The organism is Paracoccus sp. NIOT.M2S5SZ12 (genome assembly GCF_057748165.1).
The window spans coordinates 1-23705 of record NZ_JBYLFR010000010.1 but is presented as its reverse complement, the minus strand read 5'-3'; the positions used below and the strand labels follow the sequence as shown (position 1 = coordinate 23705).

The following is a 23705-nucleotide window of genomic DNA, read 5'->3' as shown; positions in this document are numbered from 1 at the left end:
AGCAGATTTAGGTCTATGCACTGGCGAACGGTAGGGCGATAGTTGCGCAATCATTGTGCGGGGATGCACATGCAGATCGAATCCTGGGACGACATCCGCGTGGCGCTGGCTGTGGCGCGCCATGGCACGGTCAGCGGCGCGGCCGCCGAGCTGGGCGTGCATCACGCCACGGTCATCCGCCGCATCGACGCGCTGGAGACGGCGCTGCATGCGCGGCTGTTCCAGCGCCACACACGCGGATACGCGCTGACCGAGGCGGGCCGGACGCTGCTGAGCGCGGCGGGCGCCGCCGAGGAGCGCTTTGCCCAGATGGCCGCGCAGATCGCCGGGGCCGGAGAGCGGATCGAGGGCGCGCTGATCATCACCGCGCTGCCCGAGCTGATCGACCTGGTCATGCCGCGGCTGATCCCGCTGCTGGAGCGGCATCCCGACCTGCGCGTGACCTATGTCACCGATGCGCGTCTGTTCCGGCTGGACGCCGGAGAGGCGCATATCGCCATCCGCGGCGGCCCCGAGCCGACCGAGCCGGACTATGTCGTGCGTCCCCTGGGGCGGCTGCCGCAATGCCTCTATGCCGCGCCCGCCTATCTGGAGCGTCACGGACCGGTGGAGGACCCGCGCGCGCACCGATATGCGCTGCCCGGTCCCGAGGCGCGGGGCGCGCCCGCCATGCGCTGGCTGGAGGGGCGGATCGGCCCCGAGAACATCCTGCTGACCGCGAACGAGGCCGCGGCCCGCGCCGCCGTGGTGCGGGCGGGGCTGGCGGTGGGGCTGCTGCCCGACCGCCTGGCCGAGGGGCTGGTGCCCGCGCTGCGGCTGCCGGAATGGGAATCGTCGCTGTGGCTGGTCACGCATGTCGACCTGCACCGCACGCCCAAGGTCCAGGCGGCGCTGGCGGCGCTGCGCGGCGGCTAGGGCTTTCGCCCCTGCGCGCCTTGGGGCAGGCTGCGCGGCAAGGAGGACCACCCATGACCCGACCCGTCAGCCGCTTTCCCGTGCCCGATCTGGACGACCTGCCGCCCGACCTGCGCGAGGCGATCCTGCGCGTGCAGGAGAAGTCGGGCTTCGTGCCCAACATCTTCCTGGCGCTAGCGCATCGCCCGGCCGAGTTCCGGGCCTTCTTCGCCTATCACGACGCGCTGATGGACAAGGCCGACGGCCTGAGCAAGGCCGAGCGCGAGATGATCGTGGTGGCCACCAGCGGCCTGAACCAGTGCCTGTACTGCGTCGTCGCTCATGGGGCGATCCTGCGCATCCGGGCGCGCGATCCGCGCATCGCCGACCAGCTGGCCGTCAACTGGCGCAAGGCCGACCTGAGCCCGCGCCACCGCGCCATGCTGACCTATGCCGAGCGCGTGGCCATCGCCGCCCATCAGATCGGCCCCGAGGAACACGCGGCCCTGGCCGAGGCCGGGTTCAGCCGGGACGAGGCCTGGGACATCGGCGCCATCGCGGCCTTCTTCGCCATGTCGAACCGGCTGGCGAATGCGGCCGACCTGATGCCGAACGACGACTTCCTGATGCTGGGCCGATGAGCCTTGCCGCAGCCCCCGCCATCAGCGCCCGGATGAGCGCCCGCGACTGGGCGCTGATGGGGCTCTTGTCGCTGATCTGGGGCGGGTCGTTCTTCCTGATCGCGGTCATCGTCGGTCACATGCCGGTCTTCTGGGTGGTCGGCCTGCGCGTCGGCATCGCGGCGGCGGTGCTGTGGGGCGTCGTTTTGATCGGCGGGCGGCCCCTGCCGCGCGGTGCGGGGCTGTGGGGCGCCTTCGTGGTCATGGGGGTGCTGAACAACGTCATCCCGTTCAGCCTGATCGTGCTGGCGCAGCAGCAGATCCCGGCGGGGCTGGCCTCGATCCTGAACGCCACGACGCCGCTGTTCACGGTGCTGGTCTCGACCATGGTGCTGGCGGATGAGCGGGCCGGCCTGATGCGGCTGGGGGGCGTGCTGCTGGGCCTGGGCGGGGTGGCGGTGATGATCGGGCTGGACAAGGCCGCGGGGCAGGGCCATCCGATCTGGCCGCAACTGGCGATGCTGGGCGCGGCGGTCAGCTATGCCTGCGCCGCGGCCTTCGGTCGGCGGTTCCGGGCGCGCGCGGTCGATCCGCTGGTCTCGGCGGCGGGGATGGTCACGGGATCGGCGCTGGTGCTGCTGCCGCTGGCGCTGTGGCAGCACGGGCTGCCGCCCGCGGCACCGGCGCGCGTCTGGCTGGCGCTGGGCACGCTGGGGCTGGTCTGCACGGGGCTGGCCTATGTGCTGTTCTTCCGCATCCTGGCGCGGGTGGGGGCCACGAACATCTCCCTCGTGACGTTTCTGGTGCCGGTCTCGGCGATCCTGCTGGGCTGGCTGCTCCTGGACGAACGGCTGGGGGCCACGCAGCTTCTGGGCATGGCGGTCATCGGGCTGGGTCTGACGATGATCGACGGTCGCCTGATCGGGCGCCGGTCGCCGCCAGGATAGGGCCGTGGTCGCGGGGTGACACCCCTGCGCCCGCCGATCCGGGCGGGTTCCCATCGGCTTGCGCCGCCGCTACGGTCGCCCCCAGGGACAGGACAAGAGGCGGCCAGTGGCGCATATCATCGTCGTCGGAAACGAGAAGGGCGGCTCAGGCAAGTCCACCACCTCGATGCATGTGGCCACGGCCTTGGCGCGGATGGGGCATCGCGTCGGGGGCCTGGACCTGGATGTCCGCCAGCGCAGCTTCGGGCGGTATCTGGAGAACCGTGCGGCGTTTCGCGCCCGGCGCGGGATCGAGCTGCCCATGCCGGTCATGGCGCAGCTGGGCGAGGGGCCGGACCCGCTGACCCCGGCGCTGGAGCTGCTGGAGCGGCAATGCGACTTCATCCTGCTGGACTGTCCCGGATCGCACACGAAGCTGAGCCAGATGGCGCATACCGTGGCCGACACGCTGATCACGCCGCTGAACGACAGCTTCGTGGATTTCGATCTTCTGGCGCGGCTCTCGCCCGAAGGCGAGGTGCTGGGCCCGTCGATCTATGCCGAGATGGTGTGGAACGCCCGCCAGCTGCGCGCGCAAGCCGGAGCGGGGCCGATCGACTGGCTGGTGCTGCGCAACCGTCTGGGCACCCAGCAGATGCACAACAAGCGCAAGGTCGGCGGCGCGCTGGCGGCCCTGTCCAAGCGGATCGGCTTTCGCGTCTCGCCGGGGTTCTCGGAACGCGTGATCTTCCGCGAGCTGTTTCCCAACGGGCTGACGCTTCTGGACCTGAAGGATGCGGGGACCGAGACGATGAGCATATCCCACATCGCCGCCCGTCAGGAGTTGCGCGACCTGATCGGAGAGTTGCGCCTGCCGGGTGTCGCGGTCACGTTCTGACGCGATGCGCCCCGTCCCGCGCGTGGCGGGCCGGGGACGCACCCGATGTCAGGCGGCGCCCTGCAGACGTTGACCTTCGCGGCGGCAGAAGGAATCGGCGACCTCCACCGACATGGTGTCGGGACGGCTGATCGAACGGTCCCAATCGGTCATGCCGCGCGTATAAAGCTGACAGGTGACGGTGCCGTTGGGGGTCTGGACGGCGACCGGCTCGCTCTCGAAATTGACGGGTGAGCAGGCGGCCAGTAGCGCGGCGGACAGCGCGCAGGCGGAAACAATACGCAACATCGAAAATCATCCCTTCCATGGGCGGTTACCCGCGGTTCCGGTGGCAGGTGGGCACGCCACGGTCCTCCCGACCCGCCCGAATGCACCGACGGCGACGCTAGTCCAGCGCCGCCGTCCCTGTCGAGATGTCTTTAAGGAGAATGCCGCGCATCGGCCCGTCAGGCCAGCATGCCCACCGGGTTCTCCAGATGCTGCACGATGGCCTCCAGCAACTGGGCACCAAGCGCACCGTCGATCACGCGGTGATCGACCGACAGCGTCATCGACATGACGTTGCGGACCACGACCTCGCCCTTCTCGACCACGGGGGTGGGGATGCCCGCACCCACAGCCAAAATCGCGCCATGCGGCGGGTTGATGACCGCGTCGAAGTTCTCGATGCCGAACATGCCCAGGTTGCTGATCGCGAAGCTGCCGCCCTGGTATTCATGCGGGGCCAGCTTCTTGGACTTGGCGCGCGCGGCCAGGTCCTTCATCTGCGCCGACAGCGCCGACAGGGTCTTCTGATGCGCGTCCTTCAGCACCGGCGTGAACAGCCCGCCCTCGATGGCAACGGCCACGGCCACGTCCGACGGCTTGAGCTTGAGAATTCGATCCCCCGCCCAGACCGCGTTCGCGTCCGGCACCTGCTGCAGCGCCAGGGCGCAGGCCTTGATGATGAAGTCGTTGACCGACAGCTTGACGCCGCGGGCCTCCAGCTGCTTGTTCAGCGTGGCGCGGAACTCCATCAGCGCATCCAGCTTGGCCGAGCGGCGCAGGTAGAAATGCGGGATGGTCTGCTTGGCCTCGGACAGGCGGGCGGCGATGGTGCGGCGCATGCCGTCCAGCGCGACCTCCTCGGTCTCGCGGTCGGCATACATCTTGAGGATCGCATCGGCCGACGGGGCCTTGGGGGCTGCGGCGGCGGCAGGAGCCGGGGCTGCCTTGGCCTCGGACGGAGCGGCGGCTGCGGCGGGCTTGGCGGCACCGGGCTGCGCGTTCTCGACATCGGCCTTGACGATGCGGCCATGCGGGCCGCTGCCCTGGATCTGGCTCAGGTCCAGACCCTTGTCCTTGGCGATGCGCCGCGCAAGGGGCGAGGCGAAGACCCGGTCGCCCTTGGACCCGTCGACCTTCGCGTCATCGGCCTTCGCGTCACCCGCAACCGGCGCGCCGATCGGGCCGCCATAGCCCTTCTCGGCCGGGGCGGGCTCGGCATCCGCCTTGGGCGCGGCGGCGGGCTTGGGCGCCTTGATGTCGTCCGCCTCCTCGCCATCCTCCAGCAGCACCGCGATGGCGGTGTTGACCTTGACCGCCGAGGTGCCCTCGGCGATCAGGATCTTGCCGATGCGGCCTTCGTCGACCGCCTCGAACTCCATGGTGGCCTTGTCGGTCTCGATCTCGGCGATCACGTCGCCGGATTTCACTTCGTCGCCTTCCTTGACCAGCCACTTGGCCAGCGTGCCCTCCTCCATGGTCGGGGAGAGGGCGGGCATCAGGATTTCCGTGGGCATCGCGCAGCTCCCTTACTTGTAGGTGACTTTTTTCACGGCTTCGACGATCTCGGCGGGCGTGATCAGCGCGTGCTTTTCCAGGTTGGCGGCATAGGGCATCGGCACGTCCTTGCCGGTGCAGTTGATGACCGGCGCGTCCAGATGGTCGAACGCGTTCTCCATCAGCCAGGCCGAGATGTGGTTGCCGATGGCGCCCACGGGGAAGCCCTCCTCGACGGTCACGCAGCGGTTGGTGCGCTTGACCGATTGCAGGATCGCGTCATAGTCCAGCGGCCGCAGGGTGCGCAGGTCGATCACGTCGGCCTCGATGCCCTGCTCGGCCAGCGTCTTGGCGGCCTCCAGCGCATGGGCCACGCCGATGCCGAAGCTGACCAGAGTCACGTCATCGCCCGAACGCACCGTGTTGGCCTTGCCGAAGGGGATGGTGAAATCCTCCAGGTCCGGCACCTCGAAGCTGCGGCCATAGAGGATCTCGTTCTCCAGGAAGATCACCGGGTTCGCGTCGCGGATGGCGGTCTTCATCAGGCCCTTCGCATCGGCCGCGCTGTAGGGCATCACGACCTTGAGGCCCGGAATGGCCGCATACCAGGCGGCATAGTCCTGGCTGTGCTGCGCGCCCACGCGGGCGGCGGCGCCGTTCGGGCCGCGGAACACGATCGGACAGCCCATCTGGCCGCCGGACATGTACAGCGTCTTGGCGGCCGAGTTGATGATGTGGTCGATCGCCTGCATGGCGAAGTTGAAGGTCATGAACTCCACGATCGGGCGCAGGCCGGCCAGCGCCGCCCCGGTGCCGATGCCGGCAAAGCCGATCTCGGAAATGGGCGTGTCCACGACACGGCGGGGGCCGAACTTCTCCAGCAGGCCCTGGCTGATCTTGTAGGCGCCCTGGTATTCGCCCACCTCCTCGCCCATCAGGAAGACGGTCTCGTCGCGGTCCATCTCCTCGGCCATGGCCTCGCGCAGGGCTTCCCGCACGGTCATGGTCTTCATCTTGGTACCCTCGGGCCAGTCGGGGCTGCGGGGCTTGGGCTGCGGGGTCACGACCTCTTCGATGGCGGATTCGCCGGGCTGGGCGCCCTCGTCCTTCTTCGGCGCGGCATCAGTGGGCTTGGCCTCGGCCTTGGGGGCGGGGGCCGCGTCGGCATCCTCGCCCTCCTCGACCAGGACGGCGATGGGGGTGTTCACGGCCACGCCCTGGGTGCCCTCGGCCACCAGGATCTTGCCCATGATCCCCTCGTCGACGGCCTCGAACTCCATCGTGGCCTTGTCGGTCTCGATCTCGGCGATGATGTCGCCGGACTTGACCGTGTCACCTTCCTTCTTCAGCCATTTCGCAAGCGTGCCTTCCTCCATGGTCGGCGACAGGGCAGGCATCAGGATTTCGGTTGCCATGTGATGTCATCCCCCTCAGGCGTGTTCTTCGGCGCTGCCCTGGGGCAGGTCGTCGGCATAGATGTCGGTCCACAGCTCCTCGAGCGCGGGCTCGGGGCTCTCCTTGGCGAACTCGGCGGAATCGTTGACGATGTCCTTGATTTCCTTGTCCAGCGCCTTGAGATCCTCCTCGGTCGCATGCTTGCCGGTCAGCAGCATCTCGCGGATGTTCTCGATCGGGTCGCGCTCGTCGCGCATCTTCTGGACCTCCTCGCGGGTCCGGTACTTGGCCGGGTCCGACATCGAGTGCCCGCGATAGCGATAGGTCATGACCTCCAGGATGTAGGGGCCCTTGCCCGCGCGGCAATGCGCCACGGCCTTCTCTCCGGCGGCCTTGACGGCCAGCACGTCCATGCCGTCCACCTGCTCTCCGGGAATGCCGAAGGCCTCGCCGCGACCGAAGAAGGTGGTCGATTTCGTAGACCGCTTGACGCTGGTGCCCATCGCGTACTGGTTGTTCTCGATCACGAAGACGACCGGCAGGTCCCACAGCTCGGCCATGTTGTAGGTCTCATAGACCTGGCCCTGGTTCGCGGCGCCGTCCCCGAAATAGGTGAAGGTGACGTTGTCATTGCCCAGATACTTGTCGGCGAAGGCCAGGCCCGCGCCAAGCGGCACCTGCGCGGCCACGATGCCGTGCCCGCCATAGAAGTGCTTCTCGCGGCTGAACATGTGCATGCTGCCGCCCTTGCCTTTGGAATAGCCGCCCTCGCGGCCGGTCAGCTCGGCCATCACGCCGCGGGCGGTCATGCCGCAGGCCAGCATGTGGCCGTGGTCGCGATAGCTGGTGATGCGCTTGTCGCCTTCCTTGGCGCAGGCCTCCAGCCCGACCACCACGGCCTCCTGGCCGATATAGAGGTGGCAGAAGCCGCCGATCAGGCCCATGCCATACAGCTGGCCGGCCTTTTCCTCGAATCGGCGGATCAGCAGCATGTCACGATAGTATTTCAGCAACTCGTCCTTCGAGACGTTCGAAGGGGCCTCCTGCTGGGGGCTGGGTTTCCTGGCCATGCGGCATGTCCTCCTGGATGGCGGATAGTTCAGCGTTAAACTATCCGTAGCGCATCGCCGCGGACCGTGCAATGCCGCCCCTCAGCGCAGCAGCACCTCGTCCGCGCGCAGCAGGCCCAGCACCTCGCGGGCGCGTTCGTCCAGCAGGTCGAGGTCCAGATAGTCGTCCGACAGGCGGCGGGTCAGGTTCTGCATCCGCGCGACCTCGGCGCGCAGCTGGTCGCGGCTGGCCTGAAGCTCGACCGTCTCGGCCTGGATCTGGATGCGGCGCAGGATACCCGACGGCCCCTGCACGGCGGCATAGGCGAAATACAGCCCCGCCAGCACGGTCAGGATCAGGAAGACGGTGGCTCCGATGGAGAGGCGTTGCGGCATGGCGGAATCCTTGAGGGCCGGGCGATCATGCCACAGCGCAACCGTCGGGGGAATCCCCCGTCACAGGGCACGCTGGCGGAACACCGCCTCCAGCCGGGCGGCCTCCTCGGCCAGGCCCCAGGGCGGGTTCACGACGATCATTCCCGATCCGACCATCGAATGGCCGTGACGCGCGGGCGCGAAGGCCACCTCCGACAGCAGCGCGTCGGGAAAGTTGCTGATCAGCTGCGCGGTCATGCCCATGTGCCGGTGATCGGTCAGGATGGGATACCACAGCGCGATCACGCCGACGTTCCATTTGCGCGCGATCAGCCCGATCTGGCGCGGGATCGCGGCATAGTCGGCCTTGACCTCATAGCTGGGGTCGATCAGCAGCATGCCGCGCCGCGGTTCGGGCGGGCAGACGGCCTGCGCCATCGCGAATCCGTCCTGATGGTGGATGGTGGCGAAGCCGGCCACGCGGCGCAGCGCCTCATGTTCGGCCGGGTGCAGCTCCGCCAGATGCGCCCGGTCGCCGAAGCGCAGGAAATGCCCCGCGATCAGCGGCGATCCAGGGTATGTCCGCGGCCCGCGCAGCGCCCGGATGGCCGTCAGGGCGCGCATCAGCGGATGCTCCGCGCCCAGCCAGCCCTCGGCATCGGCGCGGCGGATACCGGACTGGGCCTCGCCGGTCTTCAGCGCCTCGGGGGCGTCGAGGTCGTAGAGGCCGCGCCCGGCATGGGTCTCGAGATAGGTGAGCGGCTTGTCCTTGCGCGTCAGATAGTCCAGCGCGGCCGCCAGCAGCGCGTGCTTGTGCAGGTCGGCCAGGTTCCCGGCATGATAGGCGTGTTGATAGCTGAGCATCCCGCAGCCATATCCCGCCCGCGCCGCGGGGGAAAGATGTGGGCTGGCCTCAATCGTCGCTGCGGCGGATCTCGGACTTGCTCTTGAGGACCTTGGCGCCGTCCTCCTGCTCGATCAGGTAGGCGGGTTCGTCGGGGCTGGCCTCACGCTTGATCTTGCTGCCCTTGATCGTGCGTTCCACGTCCTTGGTGAAGATCTCGGCGATCGTGCCGGAGGCGGTGCTTCCCGACCAGTCCCATTCGACCTTGGTTCCCTTGCGCAGCATGACGGCTCCCTTCGGTATGATCCGTGGGACAAGCCGCATGACGCCGGTCGGGTTCCTGAAACGAAAAAGCGGCGGCACCCAGGGAGGAGGTGGGTGCCGCCGCGGAACGCTGGCCCAAGGAGGAGGAGGGGCCGCGTATGGGTCGCGGTGCCGGCCAGGGAGGAGGAGAGGCCACCACCGCTAACGAACGGGCAGGGAGGAGGAGAGCCCGTCGTATCCGGTGCCGCGATCGAGGCGGCGATGAGGGCGCGGCGACCTCCAGGGAGGAGGAGGGAGGTCGCCGCTGAACGCTGGCCCAGGGAGGAGGGAGGGGCCGCGTATGGGGTGCGGTAGGGCCAGGGAGGAGGAGAGGCCGTACCGCCAGCGCCGGATCCGGGAGGGAGGAGGAGAGGACCCGGCGCATTCGGTTGCCGCAGATGGGGCGGCTATGGTTTGTGCGGCGACCCCTTGGGAGGGAGGAGCGGGGCCGCCGCATTTGCCTGAAAAACCCGGGGAGGAGGATCGGGTTCCCGGCATTCTTTGGGCGGCACCCCAGGGAGGAGGAGGGGGTGCCGCCGTTCCCGGGCCCGAGGGAGGAGGACGGGCCGGGAATGCGAATTCTTAGCGGTTCGAACCCCAGGCCGCTTCGTGAGCCAGGCGGGTGATCATCGAGCGGCTGATGCCCAGATCGTCGAGATCGCGGGTGGTCAGCGCGTTCAGTTCACGCACGGTCTGGCGGTACACGGCGCGGCGGGCGCGGTTCTCCTGCATCCGCTGGATCGCAGCCATCAGGCGGCCACGCGGGCCGGAAGCGGCGGCGGCGTTCTGGGCATGGGCGATAACAGCCATTGTCGTATCCTTTCGGTTCATCTCGTCTGCGCCGTTCCCGGATTGGCCCGGCGTTTCGTTGAGTTGAAGATGGCGCTATCGGGCCCGATCCACAACCGACGCTTTCGTAATGCTGCCATGCAGCAATTGCATAGCCAAGGCTGACCTATCGTCGGCTTTCATAATGAAATAGTGACATAAAATTGACACAGTACAACTGTTAGCGATCACGCTGCAGGGCCAAAAATTTGGCTGTTTGAAAGCGGTTAGCGCCGCGTGGTGCGGATTGTCGCAGGGGGTGTTGAGGGTCGCGCTTCTATGCTTCATGCTGCCGCGCACACAAGACACAGGTTCTTCACATGCCCGTCACCCGCGACACGATCCTTTCGGCCATCTCTGACATCGCGCTTCCGCAGGGGGGCAGCCTGGGTCAGGCGGACCTGGTGCGGGCCCTGACCATCGACGGAGAGACGGTGCGATTCGTCCTGGAGGTCGAGAACGCCGCGACCGCCCGCGCCATGGCGCCGGTCGAGGCCGAGGCCCGCGCCCGGCTGGAGCGGCTGCCCGGCGTCGGCAAGGTCCAGATCGTGATGACCGCCCCCGCCAATGCCGCGCCTCCCAAGGCGGTCTCAGGGCAGGGCGCGGCGCCGTCCCTGAAGATCGGCGGTCATCCGACCCCCCAGGCCGGGCCGCAGGCGATCCCCGGGGTGCGCCACATCATCGCCGTGGGGTCGGGCAAGGGGGGCGTGGGCAAGTCGACCATCACCTCGAATTTGGCGGTGGCTCTGGCGCGGGCGGGGCGCAAGGTGGGCCTGCTGGATGCCGACATCTACGGCCCGTCGCAGCCGCGGATGATGGGCGTGTCGGGCCGTCCCGCCAGCCCGGACGGCCAGCGGATCGACCCGATGCACGCGCATGGCGTCACCGTCATGTCGATTGGCTTGATGCTGAAGGAGGGCGAGGCGCTGGTCTGGCGCGGCCCGATGCTGATGGGCGCGCTGCAGCAGCTGCTGCAGCAAGTGAACTGGGGCGAGCTGGACGTGCTGCTGATCGACCTGCCGCCCGGCACCGGCGACGTGCAGCTGAGCCTGTGCCAGAAGGCGCCCGTCACCGGCGCGATCATCGTCTCGACCCCGCAGGACGTGGCGCTGCTGGATGCGCGCCGCGCCATCGACATGTTCGGCAAGCTGAAGACTCCTGTCCTGGGCCTGGTCGAGAACATGTCCACCTATGTCTGCCCGAATTGCGGGCATGAGGCGCATCTGTTCGGCCATGGCGGCGTCGCCGCCGAGGCCGAGTCGCTGAACCTGCCCTTCCTCGGCGCGCTGCCTTTGGAGCTGGAGGTCCGGCTGGCGGGTGATTCGGGGCGGCCGGTCGCCTTGGGCGACGGGGCCGTGGCCCAGGCCTATGCGCGGCTGGCCGACCGGCTGGTGCAGGGCGGCATCGCCTGAAACGGCTGGTCGCGGCCTGCGCGGGCGGCCGATCCCGGGAAATCACGGGAAGCTTGGGAAAGCACGGGACGGGCGGTCGCGATTTCGTGACCGTCCGTGAGAATGGCGACCAGGATTCATCCGGCGGCGCGGAATTTCGGCTTGCATAGCCGTGAACTGTGATGAATTCGCCCCACTGGCCGGGAAAGTGCTGCGCTGCCGCATCTTCTAGATATGGTGTGCCTTTCCGGCAACGCTACCAGAAGTGGCAGGGTTTGCCCCGCGCTGCCTTTGTCGATTGATTCGCGGGCCGCCAATCGGTGTGGCGGATAACGGCTTGTGGCCCAAGAATACCGTTGCTTCCCGTAAAATCCCATGTCACAACCGGATCACGAAAACGGGCAGGAATGGGGCGCCAAGACCCCTGACAGGCGAAGCAGAGTTCATACAGGCAACCGTTTTCCAACATAGTCGGCCCCCTTGCGCGAGCAGCACCTCCCCCAGGTGGCGCGGGCGGGCCGGCAACCACCCCGCAAAGGGGCCCGGGTAATCGGGAACGAGGGCGGCGGATCGGGCAGTGGCAGCGGCCCGATCCGCCCTTTCTCTTTCGGACGACCCGAAAGAGCGGACAGTGAGGGCGGGCGCAAGGTGGCGCGAAAGTTCAGAGGCACCGAAACCGTCAAGGTGGATGGCAAGGGTCGGATGTCGATCCCCGCCCGCCTGCGGCGCGTCTTCGATGCCGGGGACCCGTCCTTTGCCGGCGCCAACACCGGACGCACGCAGCTGGTGGCCGTCTATGGCCCCGACTGGTGGAACTGGATCGAGCTCTACACCATCGAGGCGATCGAGGAGATCGACGAGCAGATCGACCGCCTGACCCGCGGCAGCCAGGAACGGCGCTGGCTGGAGCTGCTGATGAACGGCCAGTCCACCGACCTCGAGATCGACCGCGAGGGCCGGCTGGTGCTCCCCGCGAAGCTGCGCGACAAGCTGGGCTTTGGAGAGGGCACCGAGACGGTCTTTGAATCGCGCGGCGACTACATCCAGGTCTATCACCCGGATTCGCGCCCCAAGGACGTGCAGGCGCTGGAGGATTTCGCCGCCAGCAAGGGCCCCGAATTTGATCCGCGCGCCTTCCTCGACCAGCAGACCGGAGGCTGAGCGATGGCCGATCCGCATATTCCCGTCCTTCTGGCGCCGCTGCTGCGGGCCGTGGCCCCGGTGCGCGGCACCTGGATTGACGGCACCTTCGGCGCCGGCGGCTATGCGCGCGGCCTGCTGGAGGCCGGGGCGGACCGGGTCATCGGCATCGACCGCGATCCGTCGGTCTTCGCCATGGCCGAAGGGTGGCGCGGCGCCTATGGCGACCGGCTGCGGCTGGTCCAGGGGACGTTCTCTGACATGGACCGGCTGGCCGGGGGGCCGGTGGACGGGGTGGTCCTGGACTTGGGCGTCAGCTCGATGCAGCTGGACCAGGCCGATCGCGGGTTCTCGTTCATGCGCGACGGGCCGATGGACATGCGGATGGGCGGTGACATCCCCTCGGCGGCCGATCTGCTGAACGGCGCGACCGAGGCGCAGATCGCCGACGTCCTCTATCACTATGGCGAGGAGCGCGCGGCGCGTCGCATCGCGCGTGCCATCGTCGCGGCCCGCCCGCTGAGCCGCACGGCGGAGCTGGCGCAGATCGTGGCCTCCTGCCTGCCGCGCCCGAAGCCCGGCCAGAGCCACCCCGCCACCCGCAGCTTCCAGGCGATCCGCATCTGGGTGAACGACGAGTTTGGCCAGCTGGTCGCGGGCCTGTCGGCGGCGGAACGCGCGCTGCGTCCGGGCGGTCAGCTGGCCGTGGTCAGCTTCCATTCGCTGGAGGACCGCATCGTCAAGCGCTTCCTGCAGGCGCGGTCCGATGCGGGCGGTGGCGGCAACCGCTATGCGCCGGTGACCAAGACGGTCTCGCCCGCCTTCACGTTGCCCTTCCGCCGCGCCATCGGGCCTGATCCCGAGGAGCTGGACGTGAACCCGCGCGCGCGGTCCGCGCTGCTGCGGGTCGGGCTGCGCACCGATGCGGCGGCCGGGTCGGTCGATGCGGCGGACCTAGCCATGCCGGCCCTGCCGGGGGGTGGCTGATGCGGTCGCTGGCCTATCTGGGCTGCGTGCTGTCGGTCATGGGCATGGCCTTCTGGGCCTATCGCGAGAACTATGCCACCCAGGCCGCCATCGGCCAGATGTCCCAGGTCCAGCGCGAGATCGCCGGCCTGCGCGAGGAACTGGGCGTGCTGCGCGCGGAATGGGCCTTCCTGAACCGGCCCGACCGGCTGCGCCAGCTGGTCGACCTGAACTTCGAGCGCCTGCAGCTGGTGCCGATCGAATCGGGCCAGCTGATGGATCTGGACCAGATCGACTATCCCAAGCCGCCGCCCCCGCCCGACATGATGTCCGACCTGCTGCCCGCCACCGATCCTGCCGAGGAGTCCCAGCCATGATCCGCACCCCTCTGCGCCCCCTGGCCCGCATCCTGCGCGCCCGCGAACGCGGCGACAATCCCGACGACATCGAGGCCGAGAACCGCCGCCGCCGCCACGAGGAGATCCAGGACCGCGCCCGGCGCCGCGCCGAGAAGCGGCTGATCGTCATGGCGGGCTGCTTCCTGCTGGCCTTCGGGACGGTGGCGGTGCGCATGGGCACGCTGGCCTCCAGCGAGCCCTCCGAACCGCGCGGCCAGGTCCTGTCGGCGCAGATCATCTCGCAGCGCGCGGACATCACCGACCGCAGGGGCCGGGTGCTGGCCACGAACCTGCTGACCCATTCGGTCTATGCCCATCCCCACCAGATGATCGACCCGGTCCGCGCGGCCGAGGGTCTGGCGCGGATCTTTCCCGACCTGGATCAGGAGCGGCTGACCCGCGACTTCACCGGCAACCGCAAGTTCATGTGGATCAAGCGCAAGATCAGCCCCGAGCAGATGCAGGCCGTCCACGACCTAGGCGAGCCCGGCCTGCTGTTCGGCCCGCGCGAGATGCGCATCTATCCCAATGCCGATCTGGCCAGTCACATCCTGGGCGGCTCGGGCTTCGGCAACGAGGGCGTGGCCAGTGCCGAGGTGATCGGCGTCGCGGGCGTCGAGAAGGCCTTCGACGCGTGGCTGCGCGACCCCGGCAACGAAGGCGCGCCCCTGGCGCTGTCCATCGACCTGACCCTGCAGCAGGCGATGGAGGACGTGCTGGCCTCCGGGATGACGCTGATGAACGCCAAGGGCGCCACCGGCATCCTGATGGAGGTCTCGACCGGCGAGATCCTGGCCATGGCCAGCCTGCCCGATTTCGACCCCAACGACCGCCCCCGCCCGCTGCTGACCGGAGAGCCCTCGGACAGCCCGCTGTTCAACCGCGCGGTGCAGGGCCAGTACGAGCTGGGCTCGACCTTCAAGATCTTTCCCGTCGCGCAGGCGCTGGATCTGGGGTTGATCAACCCCGCGAGCGGCATCAACGCGCAGGCGCCCATGCGCATCGGGCGCTTCCTGATCAACGACTTCCATAATTACGGCCGCGAGCTGAGCGTGACCGACGTCATCGTCAAGTCGTCGAACGTGGCGACGGTGCGCATCGCCCAGATGATCGGCCCGGACCGCCAGCGCGAGTTCCTGGAGAAGCTGGGCCTGTTCGTGCCGACCCCCATCGAGATGGTCGAGGCGCCCACCGGCCAGCCGCTGGTGCCCACGCGCTGGCCGGCGGTGACTGCGGCCACGGTCAGCTTCGGGCACGGCCTGGCCGCCAGCCCCCTGCACCTGGCCGTGGCCTATGCGACCATCGCCAATGGCGGCAAGCGCGTGACGCCGACGCTGGTCCATGGCCGCCAGCGCCCCGAGGGCGAGCAGATCATGTCGCCGCGCGCCGCGGCCATGTCGGTGGACATGCTGCGCCAGGTGGTGACCCGCGGCACCGCCCGCCAGGCGGAGGTTCCTGGCTATGAGGTCGCGGGCAAGACCGGAACCGCCGACAAGCCCCGCGCCGCCGGCGGGTACTATGAGAACAAGGTCATCGCGACCTTCGCCTCGATGTTCCCGGCCAGCGACCCGAAATACGTGCTGATCGTCGCGCTGGACGAACCTTCGACCACGATCAACGGCACCCAGGTGCGCACCGCCGGCCACACGGTCGTGCCGGTCTCGGCCGAGCTGATCCGCCGCGTGGCCCCGCTGCTGGGGCTGGAGCCGGTCACCGACGAAAACCTGCCGACGATCACCGCGCGGTTCGAACCGCGTGTTGAACCCGGCGCGGAGGCTGCGGTAAGGCTCGTCGCAAATCAATGACGGGTGGGACTGTGGACAAGGACGACGTGACGCTGTCGCAGCTGGGGCTGCGCGCCCCCGGCGGGCGTGACCCGCGCATCACCGGGCTGTCCATCGACAGCCGGACGGTCAAGCCGGGGCATCTGTTCGCGGCCCTGCCGGGATCGGCGGTCCATGGCGGCGAATTCATCCAATACGCGCTGCGCATGCAGGCCGCCGCCGTCCTGACCGACCGCCAGGGCGCCGAGATCGCCGCCGAAGCGCTGGCGGGATGGGACGGCGCGCTGATCGTGGCCGAGGACCCGCGCGCCGCGTTCGCGGGGGCCGCATCGCTGTGGTTCGCCGATCAGCCCGCCCATGTCGTGGCGGTCACCGGCACCAGCGGCAAGACCAGCGTGGCCAGCTTCACCCGCCAGATCTGGCAGGCGCTTGGCCACAAGGCGATCAGCCTGGGCACCATGGGGGTCGAGGGCGATCATCAGGCGAAGCTGGCCCATACCACCCCCGATCCGCTGACCCTGCACCGCGTCCTGGCCGAGGCGGTCGCCGCGGGCGTCACCCATGCCGCGATGGAGGCCTCCAGCCACGGTCTGGACCAGCGCCGCCTGGACGGGGTCCGGGTCGAGGCCGGGGCCTTCACCAATTTCAGCCAGGACCACCTGGATTACCACGCGGGCTTCGACGAATATTTCGCGGCCAAGGCTCTGCTGTTCAACCGCGTGCTGGAGGATGGTGCGGCGGCGGTCATCAACATCGACAGCCAGCGCGGCCGCCAGATGGCCGACATCGCCACCGATCGCGGCCTGGCCCTGACCACCATCGGCACGGGCGACAATGCGATGCTGCGCATCCTGGGCCAGCGGTACGACGCGACGGGGCAAGACCTGCGGTTCTCGGTGATGGGACAGGCGCACCTCGTGCGGCTGCCGCTGATCGGCGGGTTCCAGGCCGAGAACGTGCTGGCGGCGATGGGCCTGTGCCTGGCCGCAGGCGACAGCGCCGAGGACATCCTGCGCGTGCTACCGCAGCTGACCACCGTGCGGGGCCGGATGCAGCTGGTCGCGCAGCGCGACAATGGCGCGGCGGTCTTTGTCGATTACGCCCACAAGCCGGGCGCCGTGGTCGCCGCGCTGCAATCGCTGCGCCCGCATGTGATGGGGCGCATCGTCTGCATCATCGGCGCGGGCGGCGACCGCGACCGGGGCAAGCGCCCGCTGATGGGCGAGGCCGCGCGGGATCATGCCGACGTGGTGATCGTCACCGACGACAACCCCCGGACCGAGGACCCGGCCCTGATCCGCGCCGCCGTCATGGCCGGCGCCGGCCCCGACGCGACCGAGATCGCCGACCGGGCCGAGGCGATCCTGCGCGGCGTCGATGCGCTGCAGCCGGGCGATGCGCTGCTGATCTGCGGCAAGGGCCATGAGACCGGCCAAATCGTGGGGCAGGACGTCTATCCCTTCGACGATGCCGAACAGGCCTCGGTCGCGGTCGCGGCACTGGACGGGCGGATATGACACTCTGGACATCCGACGATGCCGCCGCCGCCACCGGCGGGCGGGTGACGGCCGCATGGACCGCTTCGGGCGTGTCCATCGACACGCGCACCATCGCGCCCGGCGATCTGTTCGTGGCCCTGCAGGCCGAGCGCGACGGGCATGATTTCGTGGCGCAGGCCCTGGTCAAGGGGGCGGCCGCCGCGCTGGTCAGCCGCATCCCCGATGGCGTGGCGTCCAATGCGCCGCTGCTGGTGGTGCCTGACGTGCTGGCCGCGCTGGAGGACTTGGGTCGCGCGGGCCGCGCGCGCATGGCGGGCCGGGTCATTGCCATCACCGGTTCGGTCGGCAAGACCTCGACCAAGGAGATGGCGCGGATCGCGCTGGCGGGGCAGGGCATGATCCACGCGGCCGAGGCCAGCTACAACAACCATTGGGGCGTGCCGCTGACGCTGGCGCGCATGCCCGCCGCGACCGATTTCGCGATCATCGAGATCGGCATGAATCACCCGGGAGAGATCGCGCCCCTGTCGCGCATGGCGCGGCCGCATGTGGCGCTGATCACCACGGTGGCCGCCGCGCATCTGGAGGCCTTCGGCGCGATTGAGGGCATCGCCCGCGAGAAGGGCGCGATCTTTGAGGGGCTGCAGCCCGTGGGCCACGCGATCCTGCCCGAGGACCTGCCCGTGACCCAGATCCTGCGCGATTGCGCGGACCGGGCGGGCGCGGTGGTCGTGGGCTTTGGCGAACACGGCATGGCGCGGCCGCTGCGGATCGTGCCGCAGGGCGGGGCGCTGTCCTGTCATGCGCGCATCATGGGCGACACGCTGGCCTTCACCCTGCCCACCACGGGGCGGCATTTCGCGATGAACGCGGTCGGCGTGCTGGCCGCGCTGGCGGCGGCGGGGGCCGATCTGGGGCAGGCGGCGGCGCATCTGTCCGACTGGCAGCCGCCGCAGGGGCGCGGCGCGGTCGAGGATCTGGGCGACATCCGCCTGATCGACGACGCCTTCAACGCGAACCCGGCATCGCTGGCCGCGGGGCTTGCGACGCTGGCGGGGCTGGAGGGCGGACGGCGCGTGGCAATCCTGGGCGACATGCTGGAGCTGGGTGCCGATGAGGCCGCGATGCACCGCGCCGTGGCCGACGACCCGGCCATGGCCGCGGTCGATCTGGTCCATTGCGCGGGTCCGCGCATGCGCCACCTGTTCGACGCGCTGCCCCCGGGGCGGCGCGGCGTCTGGGCCGAGACGGCGGCCGAGCTGTCCGCCCAGGCCCCCGACCTAATCCGCGCGGGCGATATCGTCCTGGTGAAAGGATCGAAATCCTCGCGGATTTCGGCGGTCGTCGGCGCCCTGCGCGCCCGCGCCGCCCAAGACAAAGGATAATGCCATGCTCTACTGGCTCAGCAACCTGTCCGAGGGCGGGGACTTCTTCAACCTGTTCCGATACATCACCTTCCGGGCGGGGGCCGCGTTCTTCACGGCGCTGTTCTTCGGCTTCATCTTCGGGCGGCCGCTGATCAACTATCTGCGCCGCGTCCAGAAGAAGGGTCAGCCGATCCGCGACGACGGCCCGCAGAGCCATCTGGCCAAGGCCGGGACGCCCACCATGGGCGGTCTGCTGATCCTGTCGGCGCTGCTCTTCTCCACGCTTCTCTGGGCGCGGCTGGACAACGGCTATGTCTGGATCGTGCTGCTGGTCACGGCGGGCTTTGCCGCGATCGGCTTCGCCGACGACTATGCCAAGGTCACCAAGCAGAACACCAAGGGCGTCAGCTCGCGCATCCGGATGCTGCTGGGCCTGGCCATCGCGGCCCTGGCGGGCCTGGCGGCCTCGCTGCTGCACCCCGAGGCGCTGACGAACCAGCTGGCTTTGCCGATCTTCAAGGATACGTTGGTCAATCTGGGCCTGCTGTTCGTGCCCTTCGCGATGATCGTGATCGTGGGTTCGGCCAATGCGGTGAACCTGACCGACGGCCTGGACGGGCTGGCCATCATGCCGGTGATGATCGCGGCGGGGACGCTGGGCATCATCGCCTATACGGTGGGCCGGGTGGACTTCACCGAATATCTGGGCGTGCACCATGTGCCGGGCAGCGGAGAGATCCTGATCTTCGTCTCCGCGCTGATCGGCGGGGGGCTGGGCTTCCTGTGGTACAACGCGCCCCCGGCGGCTGTCTTCATGGGCGATACCGGGTCGCTGGCCCTGGGCGGCGCGCTGGGCGCCATCGCCGTGGTGACCAAGCACGAGATCGTCCTGGCCATCGTCGGCGGCCTCTTCGTGGTCGAGGCGCTGTCGGTCATCATCCAGGTCCTCTACTTCAAGCGCACCGGCAAGCGGGTCTTCCTGATGGCCCCCATCCACCACCATTTCGAGAAGAAGGGCTGGGGCGAGGCGCAGATCGTCATCCGCTTCTGGATCATCGCGCTGATCCTGGCGCTGATCGGTCTGGCGACGCTGAAGCTGCGCTGATCCACCCACAGTCCCAAGGAGCCTGCCATGATCCCCGTCCAGGGCGTTGAGAACCAGACGATCGCAGTGCTTGGCCTGGGGCGGTCGGGCACCGCGACGGCGGCGGCCCTGGCCGCGGGGGGCGCGACGGTCGTCGCTTGGGACGACGGCGTGGACACGCGCGCCAGCGCCGAGGCCGCGGGCCTGACCCTTCTGGACCTGACGCGCGAGGCGAACTGGGCCGGGGTGCGCGCGCTGATCGTCAGCCCCGGCATTCCGCATCTCTATCCGAGGCCCCATCCGGTCATCGCGATGGCGCTGGATCTGGGCGTGCCGGTGGACAACGACATCGGACTGTTCTTCCGCAGCTATGCCTCGGATGACTGGGACGGATTCGACCGGGCGCCCCGCGTCGTGGCGGTGACCGGGTCGAACGGGAAATCGACCACGACGGCGCTGATCCACCACATCCTGTCGGAATGCGGACGCCCGGTGCAGATGGGCGGCAATATCGGGCGGGGGGTGCTGTCGCTGGACCCCGCGCAGGACGGGGAGGTCGTGGTGCTGGAGCTGTCCAGCTATCAGACCGACCTCGCGCGCGCGCTGACCCCGGATGTGGCCGTCTTCACCAACCTGTCGCCCGACCATCTGGACCGCCATTCCGGCCATGGCGGCTATTTCGCGGCCAAGAGGCGCCTGTTCGCCGAGGGCGGCCCCGACCGCGCCGTGATCGGCGTGGACGAGGTCGAGGGCCGCTATCTGGCCGGGCAGCTGTCGATGGGCCCGGCCGACGACCGGGTGATCCGCGTGTCGTCTGGGCAGAAGCTGGACAAGGCGGCTTGGTCGGTCTTTGCCCGCAAGGGGTTCCTGTCGGAATACCGCAAGGGCCGGCAGGCGGCGTCGATCGACCTGCGCGCCATCCAGGGCCTGCCCGGCGCGCACAATCATCAGAACGCCTGCGCGGCCTATGCGGCCTGCCGGGCACTGGGCCTGGCCCCGCGCGAGATCGCGGCGGCGCTGCACAGTTTCGCGGGCCTGCCGCATCGCAGTCAGACCGTGGCCGAGATCGGCGGCGTGCGCTATGTCAACGACAGCAAGGCGACCAATGTCGATGCCGCCGCCAAGGCGCTGCAGGCCTTTCCCCGCATCCGCTGGATCGCCGGGGGCCTGGGCAAGGAGGGCGGCATCGCGGCCCTGCAGCCGCATCTGGGCGCGGTGGCCAAGGCGTATCTGATCGGCCATTCCGCCCGTGACTTCGCACTGGAGATCGGCCAGACCCCGCACGAGATCTGCGAGACCATGGAGCAGGCCGTGGCCCGTGCCAGCGCCGAGGCCGAACCGGGCGACACGGTGCTGCTGGCCCCGGCCGCAGCCAGCTTCGACCAGTACCCCAATTTCGAGAAGCGCGGCGAGGATTTCGTCCGGCTGGTCCGCGCGCTGGCCTAGGGCCAGTCGGGCGCGCGCTTCTCCAGGAAGGCGGCGATGCCCTCGGCGGTTTCCGGCAGGGCCAGGTTTCGGCACATGACCTCGCCCGCGGTGGCATAGGCCTGGGGCAGGGGCAGGCCGCGTTGCGCGTGAAACGCCGCCTTGCCCATGCGGATCACCGCGGCGGGCTTGGCCGCGATGCTGTCGGCCATGGCCATGACGCGCGCCTCCAGCGCCTCGGCGGGGACGACATGGTTGATCAGGCCCAGTTCGGCCGCGCGCGACGCGGGGATGAAGTCGCCGGTGGTCAGCATCTCGAACGCGGCCTTCGGCGGGACGGTGCGGGTCAGCGCGACCATCGGCGTGGTGCAGAACAGGCCGACCGCGACGCCGTTCACCCCGAAGCGCACGCCCTCGGCCGCCACCGCCAGATCGCAGGACGCGACCAGCTGGCATCCCGCCGCCGTGGCCACGCCCTGCACCTGCGCGATGACCGGCTGGGGCAGGGCGGGGATCAGCTGCATCAGCGCCGCACAGCGGTCGAAGAGATCGCGCATCCGCTCCTGTCCCCGGTCGCCGTCGCGCTGCATGGCCTGCAGCGCGCGCAGGTCGTGCCCGGCCGAGAAGGCCTTGCCCTCCGCCGCCAGCACCACGACCCGGATCGCGGGATCGTCGCCCACCTGGTGCAGCGCCGCGGCAAGCGCGTCGATCATGGCCTGCGACAGGGCGTTGTAGGTCGTGGGGCTGGACAGGGTCAGGCAGGCCACCGCCCCCCTGTCGCGTCGCGTCACCGGCTGGTCCATCTTGATCTCCTCCGCATTTGCGGAAAGCCTAGGCGCCGCGGGCCCGGAGGGTAAAGGCCCAAGGGAGAGAGCATGGCGTTGATGATGGATGCGGGCGCGCTGAACGCGTTCCTGGCGCGCGAGTTTCCGCAGGTCGCGACCGGCTATCGCGTCGAGCATGCCGAGGAGGGGCTGCTGACCGCCCGGCTGATCGTGTCCGAGGATCACCTGCGCCCGGGCGGGACGGTCAGTGGCCCGTCGATGTTCGCGCTGGCCGATCTGGCGATCTACTGCGCGATCCTGTCGCGGATCGGGCCTGTGGCGCTGGCGGTGACGACGAACGCCTCGATCGACTTCATGCGCAAGCCCGCGGCGGGGGTCGATCTGCTGGCCGATTGCCGGCTGCTGAAGCTGGGACGGGTGCTGGCGGTGGCCGATGCGCTGATCCGCTCAGAGGGGCAGGATCAGCCGGTGGCGCGCTGTTCGATGACCTATTCGATTCCGCCGAATGCGGGCCAGATCAGCGGCCTAAGTTGAGGTATTTAAATACCTATCTTTCAAGGCATTGATTTTGTGTCTTTAATCTGCGCGTCCGGGTCTTGACGCAGGCGGGGCAATCTTCGATACACCCCCATCTCGAATGCACACGACCCTGAAGGGACGACAGATGAAAACCTACACCGCGAAACCGGCGGAGATCGAGAAGAAGTGGATCCTGATCGACGCCGAGGGCGTCGTTCTGGGCCGCCTCGCCACGATCGTCGCCAACCGCCTGCGCGGCAAGCACAAGCCGACGTTCACGCCGCACATGGACATGGGCGACAATGTCATCATCATCAACGCCGACAAGGTGCAGATGACCGGCAACAAGCGTGACGACAAGAAATACTACTGGCACACCGGCCACCCGGGCGGCATCAAGCACCGCACCGCGCGCCAGATCCTGGAAGGCGCCCATCCCGAGCGCGTCGTGGTCAAGGCCGTCGAGCGCATGATCAGCCGCAACAAGCTGGGCAAGCAGCAGATGACCCATCTGCGCGTCTATACCGGCGCAGAGCACCCGCACGAGGCCCAGCAGCCCGAAGTTCTGGACGTCAAGGTCCTGAACAAGAAAAACACCCGGAGCGCATGATCATGGCCGACGACATCAAAACTCTGGACGATCTGAAATCGGCCGTGGCCGGCACCCCCGCCGCCGCGACCGAAGCCGCCACCGACCGCCAGCCGCAGCGCGACGAGCATGGCCGCAGCTATGCCACCGGCAAGCGCAAGGACGCGGTCGCCCGCGTCTGGGTCAAGCCGGGTTCGGGCAAGGTCACCGTCAACGGCAAGGACATTAACGCCTACTTCGCACGTCCCGTGCTGCAGATGATCCTGAAGCAGCCCTTCGAGGTTGCCGGCGTCGTGGGCCAGTATGACGTGCACGCCACCGTCAAGGGCGGCGGCCTGTCGGGCCAGGCGGGCGCCGTCAAGCATGGCATCAGCCAGGCTCTGCAGCTGCACCAGCCGCACCTGCGCGCGGCCCTGAAGGCCGCCGGCTTCCTGACCCGCGACAGCCGCGTGGTCGAGCGCAAGAAGTACGGCAAGGCGAAGGCCCGCCGCAGCTTCCAGTTCTCGAAGCGCTGATCTTCGTTTCAGGACCATCCTATCAGGGGGGCGCGGCGAAAGCCGCGCCCCCTTCGCATTCCGGAACTGCTTCTCGTCCAGGCACTCCCGCCAAAAGTCTCAGCCGAACGGCCTCGAATGCGGGCGCTTCACCCTGATTCCGTCATTCTCCCGTCACGATTCGATGGTTTTGTGCCAACATGGTACGACGTCCTGGTCGACGGCGGTCAGGCAACCCGTGATATCCTGATTAGATATCATGAAGTTGCGTTTTTCTTCATCTCTTCCGTCATTTTCTTGTTGCGCAGGTTTGCGGTGAGGCCTAAACACCGCTTCACCGAAGGCGGGAACGCTTGAGGGGCCGGGAAGAC

Annotated in this window: 26 protein-coding genes; 16 read left to right on the top strand and 10 right to left on the bottom strand. The window is 68.7% G+C overall.

What is annotated here, in order from left to right:
- Positions 1-69: 69 nt before the first annotated feature.
- From AC2SGK_RS10675 to AC2SGK_RS10660, 4 genes are all read left to right on the top strand, one after another.
- A complete protein-coding gene (locus AC2SGK_RS10675; RefSeq protein WP_488323531.1) occupies positions 70-915 on the top strand; it encodes a LysR family transcriptional regulator in 846 nt (281 codons plus the stop codon).
- Between the two features lie 53 nt (positions 916-968).
- Entirely contained in the window at positions 969-1535 is a 567-nt protein-coding gene (locus AC2SGK_RS10670; RefSeq protein ID WP_488323530.1) for a peroxidase-related enzyme, read from the top strand.
- On the top strand, positions 1532-2461 hold the full coding sequence (locus tag AC2SGK_RS10665; protein WP_488323529.1) for a DMT family transporter: 930 nt from the start codon (positions 1532-1534) through the stop codon (positions 2459-2461). Before AC2SGK_RS10670 ends, AC2SGK_RS10665 begins: the two co-directional genes overlap by 4 nt.
- A gap of 106 nt (positions 2462-2567) precedes the next feature.
- Positions 2568-3338, top strand: a complete 771-nt coding sequence (locus AC2SGK_RS10660) for a division plane positioning ATPase MipZ (protein ID WP_488323528.1) — start codon at positions 2568-2570, stop codon at positions 3336-3338.
- A 48-nt stretch (positions 3339-3386) separates the two neighbouring features.
- On the opposite strand, the gene AC2SGK_RS10655 is transcribed toward AC2SGK_RS10660, so the two are convergent.
- The 8 genes from AC2SGK_RS10655 to AC2SGK_RS10620 all read right to left on the bottom strand — a co-directional run bounded on the left by AC2SGK_RS10655 (position 3387) and on the right by AC2SGK_RS10620 (position 9875).
- A complete protein-coding gene (locus AC2SGK_RS10655; protein ID WP_488323527.1) occupies positions 3387-3626 on the bottom strand; it encodes a hypothetical protein in 240 nt (79 codons plus the stop codon).
- Positions 3627-3784: 158 nt separating this feature from the next.
- Positions 3785-5119 carry a pyruvate dehydrogenase complex dihydrolipoamide acetyltransferase gene (locus AC2SGK_RS10650; RefSeq protein WP_488323526.1) on the bottom strand — a complete coding sequence of 445 codons (1335 nt, stop codon included), beginning with the start codon at positions 5117-5119 and terminating at the stop codon, positions 3785-3787.
- 12 nt (positions 5120-5131) lie between these two features.
- Positions 5132-6514 (bottom strand): pyruvate dehydrogenase complex E1 component subunit beta, encoded by a 1383-nt coding sequence (locus AC2SGK_RS10645; protein ID WP_488323525.1) that lies wholly within the window; start codon positions 6512-6514, stop codon positions 5132-5134.
- Positions 6515-6529: 15 nt separating this feature from the next.
- Positions 6530-7564 carry a pyruvate dehydrogenase (acetyl-transferring) E1 component subunit alpha gene (gene pdhA, locus AC2SGK_RS10640; protein ID WP_488323524.1) on the bottom strand — a complete coding sequence of 345 codons (1035 nt, stop codon included), beginning with the start codon at positions 7562-7564 and terminating at the stop codon, positions 6530-6532.
- Between the two features lie 81 nt (positions 7565-7645).
- Entirely contained in the window at positions 7646-7939 is a 294-nt protein-coding gene (locus tag AC2SGK_RS10635; protein ID WP_411837438.1) for an FtsB family cell division protein, read from the bottom strand.
- A gap of 60 nt (positions 7940-7999) precedes the next feature.
- On the bottom strand, positions 8000-8782 hold the full coding sequence (rlmJ, locus tag AC2SGK_RS10630; RefSeq protein WP_488323523.1) for a 23S rRNA (adenine(2030)-N(6))-methyltransferase RlmJ: 783 nt from the start codon (positions 8780-8782) through the stop codon (positions 8000-8002).
- 49 nt (positions 8783-8831) lie between these two features.
- Entirely contained in the window at positions 8832-9047 is a 216-nt protein-coding gene (locus tag AC2SGK_RS10625) for a hypervirulence associated TUDOR domain-containing protein (protein ID WP_488323522.1), read from the bottom strand.
- A gap of 600 nt (positions 9048-9647) precedes the next feature.
- Positions 9648-9875: a DUF1127 domain-containing protein gene (locus tag AC2SGK_RS10620; protein ID WP_411837435.1), complete on the bottom strand. Its 228-nt coding sequence runs from the start codon at positions 9873-9875 to the stop codon at positions 9648-9650.
- A gap of 338 nt (positions 9876-10213) precedes the next feature.
- Between AC2SGK_RS10620 and AC2SGK_RS10615 the strand changes: the two genes are divergently transcribed.
- The 9 genes from AC2SGK_RS10615 (at position 10214) to murD (ending at position 20968) form a co-directional block, all read left to right on the top strand.
- On the top strand, positions 10214-11305 hold the full coding sequence (locus tag AC2SGK_RS10615) for an Mrp/NBP35 family ATP-binding protein (RefSeq protein ID WP_488323521.1): 1092 nt from the start codon (positions 10214-10216) through the stop codon (positions 11303-11305).
- A 483-nt stretch (positions 11306-11788) separates the two neighbouring features.
- Complete coding sequence (locus AC2SGK_RS10610; RefSeq protein WP_488323638.1) at positions 11789-12445, top strand: division/cell wall cluster transcriptional repressor MraZ; 657 nt, start codon at positions 11789-11791, stop codon at positions 12443-12445.
- 3 nt (positions 12446-12448) lie between these two features.
- The gene (rsmH, locus tag AC2SGK_RS10605) at positions 12449-13411 is read left to right on the top strand and encodes a 16S rRNA (cytosine(1402)-N(4))-methyltransferase RsmH (RefSeq protein WP_488323520.1); all 963 of its coding nucleotides are present in this window, start codon (positions 12449-12451) and stop codon (positions 13409-13411) included.
- Positions 13411-13767 carry a cell division protein FtsL gene (gene ftsL / locus AC2SGK_RS10600; protein ID WP_488323519.1) on the top strand — a complete coding sequence of 119 codons (357 nt, stop codon included), beginning with the start codon at positions 13411-13413 and terminating at the stop codon, positions 13765-13767. Before rsmH ends, ftsL begins: the two co-directional genes overlap by 1 nt.
- Entirely contained in the window at positions 13764-15593 is a 1830-nt protein-coding gene (locus tag AC2SGK_RS10595) for a peptidoglycan D,D-transpeptidase FtsI family protein (RefSeq protein WP_488323518.1), read from the top strand. Before ftsL ends, AC2SGK_RS10595 begins: the two co-directional genes overlap by 4 nt.
- Positions 15590-17089, top strand: a complete 1500-nt coding sequence (locus tag AC2SGK_RS10590; RefSeq protein ID WP_488323517.1) for a UDP-N-acetylmuramoyl-L-alanyl-D-glutamate--2,6-diaminopimelate ligase — start codon at positions 15590-15592, stop codon at positions 17087-17089. The genes AC2SGK_RS10595 and AC2SGK_RS10590 overlap by 4 nt, the downstream gene beginning before the upstream one ends.
- Positions 17086-18456: a UDP-N-acetylmuramoyl-tripeptide--D-alanyl-D-alanine ligase gene (locus AC2SGK_RS10585; RefSeq protein ID WP_488323516.1), complete on the top strand. Its 1371-nt coding sequence runs from the start codon at positions 17086-17088 to the stop codon at positions 18454-18456. The genes AC2SGK_RS10590 and AC2SGK_RS10585 overlap by 4 nt, the downstream gene beginning before the upstream one ends.
- Before the next feature lie 4 nt (positions 18457-18460).
- The gene (mraY, locus tag AC2SGK_RS10580; protein ID WP_488323515.1) at positions 18461-19543 is read left to right on the top strand and encodes a phospho-N-acetylmuramoyl-pentapeptide-transferase; all 1083 of its coding nucleotides are present in this window, start codon (positions 18461-18463) and stop codon (positions 19541-19543) included.
- A 27-nt stretch (positions 19544-19570) separates the two neighbouring features.
- Positions 19571-20968: a UDP-N-acetylmuramoyl-L-alanine--D-glutamate ligase gene (gene murD / locus AC2SGK_RS10575; RefSeq protein ID WP_488323514.1), complete on the top strand. Its 1398-nt coding sequence runs from the start codon at positions 19571-19573 to the stop codon at positions 20966-20968.
- Here murD and AC2SGK_RS10570 read toward each other — a convergent pair.
- Positions 20965-21750 carry an enoyl-CoA hydratase gene (locus tag AC2SGK_RS10570; RefSeq protein WP_488323513.1) on the bottom strand — a complete coding sequence of 262 codons (786 nt, stop codon included), beginning with the start codon at positions 21748-21750 and terminating at the stop codon, positions 20965-20967. The genes murD and AC2SGK_RS10570 overlap by 4 nt on opposite strands.
- Before the next feature lie 72 nt (positions 21751-21822).
- Between AC2SGK_RS10570 and AC2SGK_RS10565 the strand changes: the two genes are divergently transcribed.
- From AC2SGK_RS10565 to rpsI, 3 genes are all read left to right on the top strand, one after another.
- Complete coding sequence (locus tag AC2SGK_RS10565; RefSeq protein WP_411837425.1) at positions 21823-22266, top strand: PaaI family thioesterase; 444 nt, start codon at positions 21823-21825, stop codon at positions 22264-22266.
- 130 nt (positions 22267-22396) lie between these two features.
- Complete coding sequence (gene rplM / locus AC2SGK_RS10560) at positions 22397-22861, top strand: 50S ribosomal protein L13 (protein WP_411837424.1); 465 nt, start codon at positions 22397-22399, stop codon at positions 22859-22861.
- Between the two features lie 2 nt (positions 22862-22863).
- The gene (rpsI, locus tag AC2SGK_RS10555; RefSeq protein WP_488323512.1) at positions 22864-23355 is read left to right on the top strand and encodes a 30S ribosomal protein S9; all 492 of its coding nucleotides are present in this window, start codon (positions 22864-22866) and stop codon (positions 23353-23355) included.
- A gap of 153 nt (positions 23356-23508) precedes the next feature.
- On the opposite strand, the gene AC2SGK_RS10550 is transcribed toward rpsI, so the two are convergent.
- Positions 23509-23705, bottom strand: a 197-nt coding sequence (locus tag AC2SGK_RS10550) for a hypothetical protein (protein ID WP_488323511.1), incomplete at its 5' end; no start/stop codon positions are given.

What these genes read in the sequence shown, in the direction of transcription:
- AC2SGK_RS10635 (WP_411837438.1), bottom strand. Translation starts at nt 7,939, where the DNA reads ATGCCGCAACGCCTCTCCATCGGAGCCACCGTCTTCCTGATCCTGACC.
- AC2SGK_RS10620 (WP_411837435.1), bottom strand. Translation starts at nt 9,875, where the DNA reads ATGGCTGTTATCGCCCATGCCCAGAACGCCGCCGCCGCTTCCGGCCCG.
- AC2SGK_RS10655 (WP_488323527.1), bottom strand. Translation starts at nt 3,626, where the DNA reads ATGTTGCGTATTGTTTCCGCCTGCGCGCTGTCCGCCGCGCTACTGGCC.
- rplM (WP_411837424.1), top strand. Translation starts at nt 22,397, where the DNA reads ATGAAAACCTACACCGCGAAACCGGCGGAGATCGAGAAGAAGTGGATC.
- AC2SGK_RS10625 (WP_488323522.1), bottom strand. Translation starts at nt 9,047, where the DNA reads ATGCTGCGCAAGGGAACCAAGGTCGAATGGGACTGGTCGGGAAGCACC.
- AC2SGK_RS10595 (WP_488323518.1), top strand. Translation starts at nt 13,764, where the DNA reads ATGATCCGCACCCCTCTGCGCCCCCTGGCCCGCATCCTGCGCGCCCGC.
- AC2SGK_RS10675 (WP_488323531.1), top strand. Translation starts at nt 70, where the DNA reads ATGCAGATCGAATCCTGGGACGACATCCGCGTGGCGCTGGCTGTGGCG.
- AC2SGK_RS10590 (WP_488323517.1), top strand. Translation starts at nt 15,590, where the DNA reads ATGACGGGTGGGACTGTGGACAAGGACGACGTGACGCTGTCGCAGCTG.
- AC2SGK_RS10570 (WP_488323513.1), bottom strand. Translation starts at nt 21,750, where the DNA reads ATGGACCAGCCGGTGACGCGACGCGACAGGGGGGCGGTGGCCTGCCTG.
- AC2SGK_RS10645 (WP_488323525.1), bottom strand. Translation starts at nt 6,514, where the DNA reads ATGGCAACCGAAATCCTGATGCCTGCCCTGTCGCCGACCATGGAGGAA.
- AC2SGK_RS10650 (WP_488323526.1), bottom strand. Translation starts at nt 5,119, where the DNA reads ATGCCCACGGAAATCCTGATGCCCGCCCTCTCCCCGACCATGGAGGAG.
- murD (WP_488323514.1), top strand. Translation starts at nt 19,571, where the DNA reads ATGATCCCCGTCCAGGGCGTTGAGAACCAGACGATCGCAGTGCTTGGC.
- AC2SGK_RS10670 (WP_488323530.1), top strand. Translation starts at nt 969, where the DNA reads ATGACCCGACCCGTCAGCCGCTTTCCCGTGCCCGATCTGGACGACCTG.
- AC2SGK_RS10585 (WP_488323516.1), top strand. Translation starts at nt 17,086, where the DNA reads ATGACACTCTGGACATCCGACGATGCCGCCGCCGCCACCGGCGGGCGG.
- ftsL (WP_488323519.1), top strand. Translation starts at nt 13,411, where the DNA reads ATGCGGTCGCTGGCCTATCTGGGCTGCGTGCTGTCGGTCATGGGCATG.
- rlmJ (WP_488323523.1), bottom strand. Translation starts at nt 8,782, where the DNA reads ATGCTCAGCTATCAACACGCCTATCATGCCGGGAACCTGGCCGACCTG.
- pdhA (WP_488323524.1), bottom strand. Translation starts at nt 7,564, where the DNA reads ATGGCCAGGAAACCCAGCCCCCAGCAGGAGGCCCCTTCGAACGTCTCG.
- mraY (WP_488323515.1), top strand. Translation starts at nt 18,461, where the DNA reads ATGCTCTACTGGCTCAGCAACCTGTCCGAGGGCGGGGACTTCTTCAAC.
- rpsI (WP_488323512.1), top strand. Translation starts at nt 22,864, where the DNA reads ATGGCCGACGACATCAAAACTCTGGACGATCTGAAATCGGCCGTGGCC.
- AC2SGK_RS10665 (WP_488323529.1), top strand. Translation starts at nt 1,532, where the DNA reads ATGAGCCTTGCCGCAGCCCCCGCCATCAGCGCCCGGATGAGCGCCCGC.
- rsmH (WP_488323520.1), top strand. Translation starts at nt 12,449, where the DNA reads ATGGCCGATCCGCATATTCCCGTCCTTCTGGCGCCGCTGCTGCGGGCC.
- AC2SGK_RS10615 (WP_488323521.1), top strand. Translation starts at nt 10,214, where the DNA reads ATGCCCGTCACCCGCGACACGATCCTTTCGGCCATCTCTGACATCGCG.
- AC2SGK_RS10565 (WP_411837425.1), top strand. Translation starts at nt 21,823, where the DNA reads ATGGCGTTGATGATGGATGCGGGCGCGCTGAACGCGTTCCTGGCGCGC.